14 protein-coding genes are annotated in these 12,431 nt (G+C 64.0%); 8 read left to right on the top strand and 6 right to left on the bottom strand.

What is annotated here, in order from left to right; all coding sequences use genetic code 11:
- Positions 1-221: 221 nt before the first annotated feature.
- On the top strand, positions 222-1,133 hold the full coding sequence (locus E8E75_RS23775; protein WP_120653912.1) for a response regulator: 912 nt from the start codon (positions 222-224) through the stop codon (positions 1,131-1,133).
- A 104-nt stretch (positions 1,134-1,237) separates the two neighbouring features.
- The gene (locus E8E75_RS23780; protein ID WP_120653913.1) at positions 1,238-2,134 is read left to right on the top strand and encodes a peptidoglycan DD-metalloendopeptidase family protein; all 897 of its coding nucleotides are present in this window, start codon (positions 1,238-1,240) and stop codon (positions 2,132-2,134) included.
- 125 nt (positions 2,135-2,259) lie between these two features.
- Here E8E75_RS23780 and E8E75_RS23785 read toward each other — a convergent pair whose 3' ends face one another.
- From E8E75_RS23785 to phoB, 3 genes are all read right to left on the bottom strand, one after another.
- Positions 2,260-3,600, bottom strand: a complete 1,341-nt coding sequence (locus E8E75_RS23785) for a hemolysin family protein (RefSeq protein ID WP_153919127.1) — start codon at positions 3,598-3,600, stop codon at positions 2,260-2,262.
- Between the two features lie 77 nt (positions 3,601-3,677).
- Positions 3,678-4,982 (bottom strand): phosphate regulon sensor histidine kinase PhoR, encoded by a 1,305-nt coding sequence (gene phoR, locus E8E75_RS23790; protein WP_120653915.1) that lies wholly within the window; start codon positions 4,980-4,982, stop codon positions 3,678-3,680.
- Between the two features lie 28 nt (positions 4,983-5,010).
- Entirely contained in the window at positions 5,011-5,700 is a 690-nt protein-coding gene (phoB, locus tag E8E75_RS23795; RefSeq protein ID WP_120653916.1) for a phosphate regulon transcriptional regulator PhoB, read from the bottom strand.
- Between the two features lie 327 nt (positions 5,701-6,027).
- Here phoB and E8E75_RS23800 point away from each other — a divergent pair, with 327 nt between their 5' ends.
- Positions 6,028-6,414 (top strand): hypothetical protein, encoded by a 387-nt coding sequence (locus E8E75_RS23800; RefSeq protein ID WP_120653917.1) that lies wholly within the window; start codon positions 6,028-6,030, stop codon positions 6,412-6,414.
- A gap of 122 nt (positions 6,415-6,536) precedes the next feature.
- On the opposite strand, the gene ubiA is transcribed toward E8E75_RS23800, so the two are convergent.
- Positions 6,537-7,427, bottom strand: a complete 891-nt coding sequence (gene ubiA, locus E8E75_RS23805; protein WP_153919124.1) for a 4-hydroxybenzoate octaprenyltransferase — start codon at positions 7,425-7,427, stop codon at positions 6,537-6,539.
- A gap of 26 nt (positions 7,428-7,453) precedes the next feature.
- Positions 7,454-8,008, bottom strand: coding sequence for a chorismate lyase (locus E8E75_RS23810; RefSeq protein ID WP_280359846.1), 555 nt, complete (start codon positions 8,006-8,008; stop codon positions 7,454-7,456).
- A 166-nt stretch (positions 8,009-8,174) separates the two neighbouring features.
- Here E8E75_RS23810 and E8E75_RS23815 point away from each other — a divergent pair, with 166 nt between their 5' ends.
- The 5 genes from E8E75_RS23815 to E8E75_RS23835 all read left to right on the top strand — a co-directional run bounded on the left by E8E75_RS23815 (position 8,175) and on the right by E8E75_RS23835 (position 10,877).
- Positions 8,175-8,342: a rubredoxin gene (locus E8E75_RS23815; RefSeq protein WP_077524852.1), complete on the top strand. Its 168-nt coding sequence runs from the start codon at positions 8,175-8,177 to the stop codon at positions 8,340-8,342.
- A gap of 153 nt (positions 8,343-8,495) precedes the next feature.
- Positions 8,496-8,663 carry a rubredoxin gene (locus E8E75_RS23820; protein ID WP_077524853.1) on the top strand — a complete coding sequence of 56 codons (168 nt, stop codon included), beginning with the start codon at positions 8,496-8,498 and terminating at the stop codon, positions 8,661-8,663.
- A 74-nt stretch (positions 8,664-8,737) separates the two neighbouring features.
- Positions 8,738-9,886: an FAD-dependent oxidoreductase gene (locus tag E8E75_RS23825; protein WP_120653920.1), complete on the top strand. Its 1,149-nt coding sequence runs from the start codon at positions 8,738-8,740 to the stop codon at positions 9,884-9,886.
- Positions 9,887-10,074: 188 nt separating this feature from the next.
- Positions 10,075-10,347 (top strand): HU family DNA-binding protein, encoded by a 273-nt coding sequence (locus tag E8E75_RS23830; protein WP_016495401.1) that lies wholly within the window; start codon positions 10,075-10,077, stop codon positions 10,345-10,347.
- A gap of 137 nt (positions 10,348-10,484) precedes the next feature.
- Complete coding sequence (locus E8E75_RS23835; RefSeq protein ID WP_153919122.1) at positions 10,485-10,877, top strand: helicase; 393 nt, start codon at positions 10,485-10,487, stop codon at positions 10,875-10,877.
- A gap of 111 nt (positions 10,878-10,988) precedes the next feature.
- On the opposite strand, the gene E8E75_RS23840 is transcribed toward E8E75_RS23835, so the two are convergent.
- Positions 10,989-12,395: an aminoacyl-tRNA deacylase and HDOD domain-containing protein gene (locus tag E8E75_RS23840; protein WP_120653922.1), complete on the bottom strand. Its 1,407-nt coding sequence runs from the start codon at positions 12,393-12,395 to the stop codon at positions 10,989-10,991.
- Positions 12,396-12,431: the final 36 nt, after the last annotated feature.

Genomic DNA, 12,431 nt, shown 5'->3' on the forward strand with positions numbered 1-12,431 from the left:
CCTGTACCAGGAACGCCCGGCTTCGTGCCGGGCGTTCTGCTTCTGGGGTGTAGGGTGCGCTGTGCGCACCAAAGTTTCCGCTGCGCATAGCGCACCCTACTCAGAGCCGCGGCCCGCCCGCACCAGGGTGGATGTGACCAGTTGGTCGTGCTGCAAAAACAGGCTTGGCAATTGGCTATCAGCCAAGGCTATTCTTAGCTCCGTTTTCCAAGGAGTAGTCGATGGGCAAGGTCAATGTGCTGGTGGTGGACGATGCTTCCTTTATTCGCGATCTGGTGAAGAAGGGACTGCGCGACAACTTTCCTGGCATCCAGATCGAGGAAGCGATCAATGGGCGCAAGGCCCAGCAGATGCTCGCCCGCACCACGATCGACCTGATCCTCTGCGACTGGGAAATGCCCGAGATGTCGGGCCTTGAGTTGCTTACCTGGTGCCGTGAGCAGGACCATATGAAGACCACGCCCTTCATCATGGTTACCAGCCGTGGCGACAAGGAAAACGTCATCCAGGCCATCCAGGCCGGCGTTACCGATTACATCGGCAAACCTTTCTCCAACGATCAGTTGGTCACCAAGGTGAAGAAGGCCCTGAGCCGCAGCGGCAAGCTCGAGGCGCTGATGTCCAGCGCGCCGGTCAAGCTGCCCAATGCAGGTGGATTCGCCAACGACTCCCTGGCCGCCCTCACCGGTGGCAAGGCCGAGGTGGTCCGCCCGGCTGCTGCGCCGACAGCGGCAGCACCCGTGGCCAAGCCTGCCGCACCGGCTCCATCGGCCAAGACCGCGGCCCAGGCGCCTGGCGGACGCGGACAGGCCCAGCTGCGCCTGCCAGGTGGCATGCAGGCATGTGTGATCAAGGCCTTGAGCCTGAAGGACGCGCAGCTCGTCGTTCGTGCCGGCGACCCGCTGCCGCAGGTGCTGGAGAGCGCTGTGCTCGACCTGGAGCAGGGTGAAGGTGGCGAAGTGGCGCGGCTCAACGGCTACCTGCATTCGGTCGCGGCGCTGGAACCCAAGCCCGACAGCGAATGGCTGCTGCTGACCTTCCGCTTCGTCGATCGTGATCCGCAGAAGCTCGATTACCTGTCCCGACTGATCGCTCGCGGCACTGCCCAGAAGCATTTCGTCCCCGGCGCCTGACCGTCCAGCCAACCCCGTCACAGCCCGACGGGCAACGTCTCGCCCGGCGAGATTCGCGCTGCTAGTCTTCGGCAACACGGAGCACAGAAGAACAACGGGCCGACATGCTGGGGCGATTCCTATCTCTAGTGCTGCTGCTTGGCGCGAGCCTGCCGGCGGCGGCAGTGACCATATACAAGTACACCGACGCCAACGGTGTGGTGACCTACACCGACAAGGCCGTGTCCGGTGCCCAGGTGTTCGTCTTCCGCGACCGCATGGTGGAGCGCCTGGACCTGTCGGTGAAGCTGGAAACCAAGAAGCACGACGCAGGCGAAACCCTGGTGCTGCGCAACGAGCTGTTCGCACCGGTGGAAGTGGAGCTGCGCATCGACCAGGCGCACAACGTCTCCGGTGCCCCGGACCAGCCGATCCGCTGGGTGCTGGCGCCGCGCAGCAGCATGCGCATGGCCACCCTGGCCCCGGCCGACCCGAGCCGGCCCATGCGCTACAAACCCAAGCTGCGCTACGCCATGGGCGACCCGCGCCTGCAGCCGGTGGTGTATCGCTATCCGCTGCCCTGGCAGGGCGGCCCCTTCCGCTTGACCCAAGGCGCCAACGGCCGCTACAGCCACTTCACGCCCAAGGGGCGCTATGCCCTGGATATCGCCATGCCCGAAGGCACGCCCATCGTCGCGGCGCGGCCGGGTGTGGTGGTAAAGATCGAGAACGACCAGAGCGGTCGGGGCAACAACCCGTCCGGCAACTTCGTGCGCATCCTGCATGACGACGGCACCATGGGCGTCTACCTGCACTTGATGCGTGGCTCGGTGCAGGTGCGCGAGGGCCAGCAGGTGTCCATCGGCGAGCGCATTGCCCGCTCCGGCAACACCGGCAACAGCACCGGTCCGCACCTGCACTTCGTCATCCAGCGCAACCTGGGCCTGGCGCTGGAATCCATTCCGTTCGATTTCGCCCAGCCGGTGGATACGCTGCCGAACTTCGCGGTGGGCGGGGAGTAGCGTCTTTACTCCCCTCTCCCTCCGGGAGAGGGTGTAGGAGCAAGCTTGCTCGCGAACAGCCCGGGCGGGATCTTTTCGCGAGCAAGCTCGCGCCTACCGCTCTGCCCAACCTACGCATGCGGTGCTCAGTCGAGCTTGAGCACCTTGGCGAGGACGATCTTCGGGCCCTTCATCTTCTTCACGATGATGCGCAGGCCGTCCGTTTCCAGCACTTCTTCCTCTTCCGGCACGCGGTTCAGGCTCTCGTAGATCAGGCCGGCCAGGGTGTCGGCTTCCACGTGGTCGAGGTCAATGCCGAGCAGTCGTTCCACCTTGAACAGCGGGGTGTCACCGCGCACCAGCAGCTTGCCCGGCTGGTAGGCCAGCACGCCGCGTTCGGTCTTGCGGTGTTCGTCCTGGATATCGCCCACCAGCACTTCCAGCACGTCTTCCATGGTCAGGAAGCCCACCACCTTGCCGTCGGCCTCCTCGACCAGGGCGAAGTGCGCACCGCCCTGGCGGAACTGTTCCAGCAGGCGCGACAGCGGCATGTGCTTGGTGACGCGCTCCAGCGGGTGGGTGAGTTCGGCGAGGTCGAAGCTTTCCGGCAGGCTGTCCAGCGCGGACAGCGCCAGCAGCAGGTCCTTGATGTGCAGGACGCCGACGAACTCGCCTTTCTGATCGTCGTGCACCGGATAGCGGCTGTACTTGTGGCGGCGGATCACGCTGAGAATGTCCGCCAGGGGAGCGTCGTGCTCCAGGAAAATCAGGTCTTCGCGGGAGTTCGCCCAATCCACCACTTCCAGTTCACCCAGCTCCACGGCTGATGCCAGCACGCGCATGTCCTGGTCGCTGGGGTCGCGGGCGCGACTGGAGTGAAGGATCAGTTTCAGTTCGTCGCGGCTGTAGTGGTGTTCGTGGTGCGGGCCGGGCTCGCCCTGGCCGGCGATGCGCAGGATGGCGTTGGCGCTGGCATTGAGCAGCCAGATGGCCGGGTACATCAGCCAGTAGAAGACGTACAGCGGAACGGCGGTCCACAGCGACAGCAGCTCCGGCTTGCGGATGGCCCAGGACTTGGGCGCGAGCTCGCCGACTACGATGTGCAGGTAGGAAATGATGAAGAAGGCGGTGAAGAAGGCGATGCCATGGATCAGTTTCGGCGAATCGATGCCGACGTACTCCAGCACCGGTTGCAGCAGGTGGGCGAAGGCCGGCTCACCGACCCAGCCAAGGCCCAGCGAGGCCAGGGTGATGCCCAGCTGGCAGGCCGACAGGTAGGCGTCCAACTGGTTGTGTACGGTGCGCAGGATGCGGCCACGCCAGCCGTGCTTGTCGGCGATGGCTTCGACGCGGGTGGAGCGCAGCTTGACCATGGCGAACTCGGCGGCAACGAAGAAGCCGTTGAGCAGCACGAGGAAGAGGGCGAAGAGAATCAGGCCGAAATCGGCGAAATAACTGAGAAAGCTGGTACTAGGGGAAGGGTCCATGGAGGGCTTTTGCTGACGAATGACCGGCTAAGGGTGAATGCTGGACCCCGAGTTTGCAAGTCGGGGAGCCGGGGCATTCAGTTCCGCCGGACCACCTGGGCGCTGGGGAAATGGCAGGTGAAGGTACTGCCGTGATTGAGTACCGAACTGATGTCGAGGCGACCACGATGGCGAATCAGCACGTGCTTGACGATGGCCAGCCCCAGGCCGGTGCCCCCGGTGCTGCTGTTGCGGCTGGAGTCGACGCGGTAGAAACGCTCGGTCAGGCGTGGCAGGTGCTTGGTTTCGATGCCGATGCCGCTGTCCTGCACGGAAAGGTGCGCACCGGATTCGTCGCCCCACCAGCGGACACGGATCTCGCCTTCGTCAGGTGTGTACTTCACCGCGTTGAACACCAGGTTGGAGAAGGCGCTGCGCAGTTCCGCCTCGCTGCCGCGGAGCTTGTAGTTGTGGTCGGCTTCCAGGCTGATGCGGTGGTGGCGGTTGCCGGACAGGGCGACGGCGTCGGCCTTGATCTGCAGCAGCATCAGGTCCACCGCCACCGGCTGGTTGTCCGATGGGTAGTCGGTGGCTTCCAGCTTGGCCAGCAGCAGCAGGTCGTTGAGCAGGTTCTGCATGCGTTGGCCCTGCTGGCTCATCTGCTGCAGCGCGCGGGTCCAGCGTGGATTCACGTCTTCGACGTTGTCCAGCAGGGTTTCCAGGTAGCCGGCGATCACCGTCAGCGGTGTGCGCAGTTCGTGGGAGACGTTGGCAACGAAGTCCTTGCGCATCTGTTCGAGCTGGTAGAGGCGGGTGACGTCGCGCACCAGCATCAGGTGCTCGCTGTTTCCGTACTTGGTGATGTGGAATTGTAGGCGCAGACGGTCGTTGACCGGCGAGGGCAGGTCCAGGGGTTCGTTGTACTTGCCCTGTTCGAAGTATTCCTTGAAGCGCGGGTGGCGGATCAGGTTGGTCGCCGGCTGGCCGCTGTCCTGGGGCGTCTTCAGGCCCAGCAGGGTCTCCGCGGCGCGGTTCCACCAGTCGAGGTTGCCATCGCTGTCGAGCATCACCACCGCGTCTTTCAGTGCGGCGGTGGACTCCTGCACGCGGTCGATCACCGCTTGCAGCCGACCCCGGACGCGCTGGTCGCGGCGCTGGAGGTGGTAGATGCTGTCGAACACCTCGCCCCAGAGGCCGTAGCCGTCCGGCGGCGGCTCATCGGGCCGATGCTCCTTGAGCCACTTGTACAGGCGCAGGAGTTGCGCCAGGGTCCAGCCGAGGTAGGCGCCGAGGCCAACCACCAGTGCCCAGGCATAGTGGCCGGTGACCAGGCCCACCAGCAGGCAGGCACCGATCAGCAGGAGCAGGCGGCGGATGACTACGCCGCGCCAGTCTTGATTCACCTATCGCGTCCTTGTGGAGGGGGCGGGGTCAGCTTTTCGTGGAGAAACGATAGCCGGTGCCGCGAACGGTCTGAACCAGATTTTCGTATACCTCGCCGAGGGCCTTGCGCAGGCGCCGGATGTGCACGTCGACAGTGCGCTCCTCGACGTAGACGTTACCGCCCCATACCTGATCCAGCAGCTGGCCACGAGTGTAGGCGCGCTCCTGGTGGGTCATGAAGAACTGCAGCAGTCGGTATTCGGTGGGGCCCATCTCGGCAGGCTTGCCGTCGATGGTCACACGGTGGCTGATCGGGTCCAGCAGAAGGCCGCCGATGGCGATCGGTGCCTCGCTGTCGCTGGGGCCTGCGCGGCGCAGCACGGCCTTGAGGCGCGCCACCAGCTCACGCGGGGAGAAGGGCTTGGTGATGTAGTCGTCAGCGCCTACTTCCAGACCCTGGATCTTGTTGTCCTCTTCACCCTTGGCCGTGAGCATGATGATCGGGATGTCGCAGGTGAGGTCATCGCGCTTCAGGCGGCGGGCCAGCTCGATGCCGGAAGTGCCGGGAAGCATCCAGTCGAGGAGGATCAGATCGGGTTTGCGGTCGACGATGACGGCGTGCGCCTGCTGGGTGTTTTCGGCTTCCAGGCAGTCGTAGCCGGCCATCTCCAGGGCGACGGCGATCATCTCGCGGATCGGCGCTTCGTCGTCGACTATCAGGATGTTCTTGCCAACCATGTTCAAGCCTCAAGAAAGGTCGCGTGTTTGACTGATTGCGCCGCATTAGATAACGGAATTATTGCAGGGATGTGACACGTGAATGTTAGGTCCTTGAACGAGTGGCGCGAACCCGGCAGCTCCTCCATTTGACATGGAACTCGGCCGAACGGGCCTCGTCTATTCTCAATGAGGCCGCCGCGAACCTGGGGCGGCCTGGAGCCTGGCACAGGACCCCATCGCCCTGATGGGGGTTCGTGGCTCCTTCTGTCCTGTGCTGCTGTGACCTCAAGCCGTGATCCAGCTGCCGCCAGGCTGTCGCTGTTCATTCCGAGGAGAGGCTAGAAAATGAGAAGAATTTCCCCCCGATTCGTCCCGCTGTTTGCCGGCGTATTGCTGAGCTGGCCCTTGTTGGGCCTGGCGGCCGAGCCGGCGATGGAGAAGGACGGCATGCTGGTGGATGCCAAGGGTATGACGCTTTACACCTACGACAAGGACTCCGACGGCAAGTCCGCCTGCAACGGTCAATGCGCGCAGAACTGGCCGCCACTGATGGCCGATGCCAGCGCCAAGGCAGAGGGTGAGTGGAGCGTCGTCAAGCGCGACGATGGCTCCATGCAGTGGGCGTATGACGGAAAGCCGTTGTACACCTTCGTCATGGACAAGAAGGCCGGTGATGTCACAGGCGACGGCAAGATGGGGGTTTGGCACGTCGCCAAGCCCGAAGCCTACTAGCCGGCTGGAAAACTACCTGCGTTGCCGATACTGCGTAGAAAAAGGCCGAGGATCGCGTCCTCGGCCTTTTTGTGTTTGGGCTGCCTCGCCCGCACTTGTCGTCTGGTTCGCGTGATGACGCCTCAGCGCAGCGAGTAGTCGGCGACGATGCCGGCAAAGATGGCCAGGCCTGCCCAGTGGTTGTGCAGGAAGGCCTTGAAGCAGGCCTGCGGGTCCTTGGTGCGGGTGCTGTAGAACTCCCAGGCGAAGCACGCGGCCGCAGCCGCCAGGCCCAGGTAGAAGCAAACCCCCAGCTCGAAGCGATTCCCCGCCAGCACCAGGCAGAACAACGCCAGGCCCTGCAGTGTGGCGATGATCAGGCGATCGGCGTCGCCGAAGAGGATCGCGGTGGATTTGACCCCGATTTTCAGGTCGTCCTCGCGGTCGGTCATCGCGTAGTAGGTGTCGTAGGCCACGGTCCACAGCAGGTTGGCGATGTAGAGCAGCCAGGCCGCCGCCGGCAGCTCACCGGTTTCTGCCGTGAACGCCATGGGCATGCCCCAGGAGAAGGCCGCGCCCAGCACTACCTGCGGGTAGTAGGTGTAGCGCTTCATGAAGGGGTAGCAGGCGGCCAATGCAAGGCCGCCAAAGGACAGCCAGATGGTGGCGGCGTTGGTGAACAGCACCAGTACGAAGCTGATGGCCACCAGGATGAAGAAGAACACCAGCGCCTCGCGTGGGCTGACCCGGCCATTGGCCAGGGGGCGCGCCCGGGTGCGGGTGACGTGACCGTCGAAATTGCGGTCGGCGTAGTCGTTGATCACGCAGCCAGCGGCGCGCATCAGGTTCACGCCGAGGACGAAGATCAGCAGATTGGCCAGGCTGGGGCTGCCTTCACCTGCAATCCACAGGGCCCAGAGGGTGGGCCAGAGCAGCAGGTAAATGCCAATGGGCTTGTCCAGCCGGGTCAGCTGGATGAAATCCATGGCGCGCGGGTGCAGGCGGTTCAGCGATTGCAGCAGGGTCAGGTACATCAGCGCTCTCCCTTCGAAGCGCCGGATTATACGGCCTCGATGTCAGCCTGGCGCCACAGTGCGGGGAGGAAGATCTCCGCTACCAGTACCCCCAACTCACCCCGCGAGAAACACGAGCGACGGCCCCACAGGCGTTCGGCGCGCACGTCAGTCGGCAGCAGGGCGGCCGGATAGCGGGTGACTTCAATGGCGCCCCGGTCAAAGGCGCGGTCGCTGAACAACAGCTCGCCAAGGGAGCGGCTGCCGAGCTGGTGCAGATCCAGCCCGGAACCTTCCAGGGCGGCGCGGGCGGCGACGCTGCGGGCGAACACCCAGATCTCGCCGTGACCGCGCAGGTACACCTCGCGTACCCAGCCCTGGCTGCCGGCGGGAATTCCAAGGGCCGCGCACTCGTCGACCCGCAGGGTCTGCCAGCCTTCTTCCAGCGGTGTGACGCTGAAGGCGTTATCCGAAAGGACGGTCAGCCGCCGGGTCAGCGAGCCCTGGTCGAACAGCCAGTCACGGACGCCGGCTGCCGGAGCGGGATGGAGCTGGGTGGCGGTGAGCCAGCGAGGCGGATGGACGAGGGCTGCGTGGGGCACGGGCGGGGCTTGGGCGATGGAAGACGGCGCAGATTAGCACGGCCAGTGCCCGTCGGCTGCCTCTTGCCCGAGGGTGGGATAAACCAGTAAAAAGCGCCCCTGACGTGACCGGAAACGCCCGCCAGAGGCTACGGTTCGAGAACGCATGATTGTGGAGAGCAAAGTGATGAAGAAGTGGCAATGCGTGGTGTGTGGCCTGGTCTACGACGAGTCCCAGGGCTGGCCGGATGACGGCATCGCCGCTGGCACCCGTTGGGAAGATGTGCCGCAAGACTGGATCTGCCCCGATTGCGGCGTGGGCAAGCTGGATTTCGAGATGATCGAAATCAACTGATCCCGTTCCCGCCTCGACCAAGCCGGCCCATGCCGGCTTTTTCGTGTCCACAGGATCAGCCTATCCTCTGTCTGGACTGGTCCGGTGGCGCTTGGCGGTCGCCGGTCGATTGGAGTAGGTTCAGTAAGGCTTTCCGCGCCGGCGGAGGTGGTCATGCGCAAGTGGCAATGCGTTGTCTGCGGTTTCATTTACGACGAAGCCGAGGGGCTGCCCGAAGAAGGCATCGCACCCGGCACGCGCTGGGAAGATATTCCGCCGGACTGGGTCTGCCCCGATTGCGGCGTCGGCAAGATCGATTTCGAGATGATCGAAATCGCCTGATCCGTCCGCCATCCAACCCCCATTCAAGCGACGGCCCGTGGGCCGTCGTGTCGTTTCGCGAGCAGGAGTGAGCAATGAGTGCACCCGTGGTGATAGTCGGCACCGGCCTGGCCGGTTACAACCTGGCCAAGGAGTTTCGCAAGCTGGACAGCGAAACCCCGTTGCTCCTGATCAGCGCTGACGATGGCCGCTCCTATTCCAAGCCCATGCTTTCCACCGGCTTCGGCAAGAACAAGGATGCCGATGGCCTGGCCATGGCCGAGGCCGGCGCCATGGCTGAGCAGCTCAAGGCGGAAATTCGCACGCACACACGTATCACCGGAATCGACCCTGGTCACCAGCGCCTGTGGATAGGCGAGGAAGCGGTGCCCTATCGCGACCTCGTGCTCGCTTGGGGCGCGGACACTATCCGCGTGCCGGTGGAAGGCGATGCCCAGGATGCGATCTTCCCGATCAACGACCTGGAAGATTACGCGCGCTTCCGCACCGCTGCGGCTGGCAAGCGCCGGGTGCTGATCCTCGGTGCCGGCCTGATCGGTTGTGAGTTCGCCAACGATCTCAGCCTGGGTGGCCTGGAAGTCGCGCTGGTCGCGCCTTGTGAACAGGTGATGCCGGGCCTTCTGCATCCGGCCGCCGCGGCTGCGGTCCAGGCCGGGCTGGAAGGTCTCGGGGCGCGTTTCCACCTGGGCCCGGTGCTGGCTCGCCTGGACCGTGGCGAGAACGGCCTGGATGCCTTGCTCTCCGATGGCACCCGCATTGCCTGTGACCTGGTGGTATCTGCCGTAGGCTTGCGTCCGCGCACCGAGTTGGCCGCGGCAGCTGGTCTTGCGGTGAACCGCGGTGTCGCGGTTGATCGTCAGTTGCGTACGTCCCACGCGAATATCTACGCCTTGGGTGATTGCGCCGAAGTCGATGGCCTCAACCTGCTCTATGTGATGCCGCTGATGGCCTGTGCCCGTGCGCTGGCGCAGACCCTGGCGGGCAATGCCACCGCGGTTGCGTACGGCGCAATGCCGGTGACGGTGAAGACCCCGGTGTGCCCGCTGGTGGTGTCGCCGCCGCCCCGTGGCACGGATGGCAGCTGGACGGTCGAAGGCTCCGGGGCGGACATCAAGGCGCTTTGCCGTGATGCTGCTGGTAGCCTGCTCGGATATGCCCTCACGGGGGCTGCGGTGCAGGAGAAACTGGCCCTGAACCGGGAGCTGCCGCCGCTTCTGGCATAAATGTCAGCCCTTCTGTCGGATTAATCGTTCTGTTCTTTCGGAATTCCCGCGGAGGACACTGGCGGAGTGCCAATCGGCGTGCCATCCTCCCCGTGGTCTGCCGCAGCGCAGAGCCGTTGCGGCGCCTTGGGCGCTGTTCTGGACGAACAGCACGGACACAAAAACAACAAACCGTCAATGAGGCATCTATGCGTAAACCGGAACTCGCCGCCGCCATCGCCGAAAAGGCCGATCTCACCAAGGATCAGGCCAATCGCGTACTCAATGCGGTGCTCGAAGAAATCACCAACGCGCTGAACCGCAAGGACAGCGTAACGCTGGTGGGCTTCGGCACCTTCCTGCAACGTCATCGTGGTGCCCGCACCGGCAAGAACCCGCAGACGGGTCAGCCGGTCAAGATCAAGGCCAGCAATACTGTCGCCTTCAAACCGGGCAAATCGCTGAAAGAAGCGGTGAACTAAGCTTCTTCTGCCCGGAACCGGGGAGGTTCCGGGCAGTTCACTCAAGCCCCTCGCAATACCCTCCTTTGGCTGGCTGTAGTCCTGCCGGCAAACCGCTACAATGCGCCGCTTTCTCAATCCTTCGAGGCCGTGCGCGCATGAAATTCCGCTTTCTTCTCTGGATGCTGGGCCGTTTGATGGCCAAGGCCAGCCGTGATAACGCCGAGTTCCAGCAGCAGCTGGCGGGCAAGGACCTGGTGTTCCAACTGCATACTCTGGACGGCAAGATCGCCCGTCATTTCATCGTTCGCGAGCAGCGCGTAATCAGCAAGCGCGGCGTCGCCAGCGCACCCGCGTTCGCCATTAGCTTCAAGGACGGTGCCTACGGCTTTGCCACGATGAGTGCGAAGAACAAGCAGTTGGCTTTCATGCAGGGCATCCAGAACAAGGACATCCAGATCCAGGGCAATCCAGCATTGGTGATTTGGTTCCAGGGGTTGACCAAGCACCTGGTGCCGAAGAAGAAGGCCGTCGAGAAAAAAGCCGCCTGACATTGTTTTCCCTGTAGCGAATTCATTCGCGATTGAAATCACTCCCACAGCGTGCGGAAAGGACATGAAAAAAGGGGCGCCATTGGCGCCCCTTTTTTCATGTCCGCAGGATCAGTGCGGCGCGTTGAACTGGGAAGCCAGTTCGCGTAGAGCGGCTTCCGCCTGCAGCACCTTGTTGACTGCGTCATCCGCCTTCTCGCGGGTGATACCCAGCGCTTCGAACAGGTCGTTCGGGATCTCTACTTCCGGGCCGGAGCCGATGCCGCGGTTGCGCAGCAGGCTGACCGCCAGGCACACCAGGTTGGGGTAGGCGGCATTGTCGTTCTGATAGTCAGGGTCGTGCTGGAAGCGCAGGGCGGTGTAGAGCTCTTCCGGCATGTCCCAGAAACGCATCAGCCAGCTGCCGATCTGCTCGCGGGTGATACCCAGCAGGTGCTGCTCGATGTAGCTGTGGGAGAGGTGCGGGTTGACTTCAAGGTGACGGCAGATCAGCGAGAAGTGCGGCGGGAAGACGTGGGCCAGTACCAGGTAGCCGAAGTTGTGCAGCAGCCCGGCAAGGTAGGTCAGGCCGGTCTCGGGGCGCTGCGCGCGAGGCATGGCGCGGGTCAGGCCCTCGATCACCGCGGCGGTATAGATCGCCTGTTGCCAGTACGGGGTCGCGTGCTGCGGCTGGTCCTTGGGCAGGCTCAGGGACTTGCCGAGGGCGAGGCCGAGGGCCAGGTTGATCACCAGGTCGAAGCCCAGCACGCGCACGATGGCGTCTTCCACCGAGCGGATCTTGCCAGGGGCAGCGTAGTAGGGCGAGGCGGCCCAGCTCACCACCTGCGCGGCCAGGGCCGGGTCGGTTTCCACCACGCCGGTGATGTCTTCCACCGTGGCATTGGGATCGACTCGCAACTTGATGATCTTCTGCGCGGATTCCGCCAGCGGCGGGATCTCGATGGTTTCTTCCAGGCGCTGCTGGATACGGCGTGCAGTGAAGGCCTGCACGGCCTGGGTGATCTCGGCGCGGTCGTCGGCCGGACGATCAAGGTTCGGGCGGATGCTCGCCAGGGGCTCGCCGAAGCGCGCGGCGCTGGCTTTGCTCAGCAGGCCACGATAGTCCTCGCTGGCCAGCTCAAGCAGTACCCCGGGCTGCCCGGATTCCACCAGCAGGCGCGGTTCCTGCAACAGGCGCTCGTCGTACAGGCAGGGCGAGCTGGTCAGTGGCGGCAGCCCGGGCAGTGCGCCCAACTGGTGCTTGCCGAGCATGCGCTCGAGGCGCTCGGGCTTGACTGCCACCAGCTTGCGGCCGGTGAGTTCGGCGAGACGATTGAGGTCGAGCAGCTGGCTGCGCGGGAACAGCACCAGGAGAGCGCCTACGGCGTCTTCCAGCAACACCGACTGGACCCGCTGCGCAGCGGGCAGACCCGGATGCTCCAGTCGAACCTGGAACGCAAGCCCGAGTTTCTCGAGCAGCTGCACTATCACTTCGGGCGGTTGTGGCGAGGAATCCGGGGCGAGGGCGACTTCAGTCATGGCAGCATCCAGCTTTGATTTTTCTGCCCCGGAGTA

Source organism: Pseudomonas sp. BN606, from assembly GCF_029873115.1.
Lineage (GTDB): Bacteria > Pseudomonadota > Gammaproteobacteria > Pseudomonadales > Pseudomonadaceae > Metapseudomonas.

Excerpts from the sequence above, each read along its gene's own strand:
- E8E75_RS23775 (WP_120653912.1), top strand. The coding sequence starts at position 222 with ATGGGCAAGGTCAATGTGCTGGTGGTGGACGATGCTTCCTTTATTCGC.
- E8E75_RS23780 (WP_120653913.1), top strand. The coding sequence starts at position 1,238 with ATGCTGGGGCGATTCCTATCTCTAGTGCTGCTGCTTGGCGCGAGCCTG.
- E8E75_RS23785 (WP_153919127.1), bottom strand. The coding sequence starts at position 3,600 with ATGGACCCTTCCCCTAGTACCAGCTTTCTCAGTTATTTCGCCGATTTC.
- phoB (WP_120653916.1), bottom strand. The coding sequence starts at position 5,700 with ATGGTTGGCAAGAACATCCTGATAGTCGACGACGAAGCGCCGATCCGC.
- E8E75_RS23800 (WP_120653917.1), top strand. The coding sequence starts at position 6,028 with ATGAGAAGAATTTCCCCCCGATTCGTCCCGCTGTTTGCCGGCGTATTG.
- ubiA (WP_153919124.1), bottom strand. The coding sequence starts at position 7,427 with ATGTACCTGACCCTGCTGCAATCGCTGAACCGCCTGCACCCGCGCGCC.
- E8E75_RS23815 (WP_077524852.1), top strand. The coding sequence starts at position 8,175 with ATGAAGAAGTGGCAATGCGTGGTGTGTGGCCTGGTCTACGACGAGTCC.
- E8E75_RS23820 (WP_077524853.1), top strand. The coding sequence starts at position 8,496 with ATGCGCAAGTGGCAATGCGTTGTCTGCGGTTTCATTTACGACGAAGCC.
- E8E75_RS23825 (WP_120653920.1), top strand. The coding sequence starts at position 8,738 with ATGAGTGCACCCGTGGTGATAGTCGGCACCGGCCTGGCCGGTTACAAC.
- E8E75_RS23830 (WP_016495401.1), top strand. The coding sequence starts at position 10,075 with ATGCGTAAACCGGAACTCGCCGCCGCCATCGCCGAAAAGGCCGATCTC.
- E8E75_RS23835 (WP_153919122.1), top strand. The coding sequence starts at position 10,485 with ATGAAATTCCGCTTTCTTCTCTGGATGCTGGGCCGTTTGATGGCCAAG.
- E8E75_RS23840 (WP_120653922.1), bottom strand. The coding sequence starts at position 12,395 with ATGACTGAAGTCGCCCTCGCCCCGGATTCCTCGCCACAACCGCCCGAA.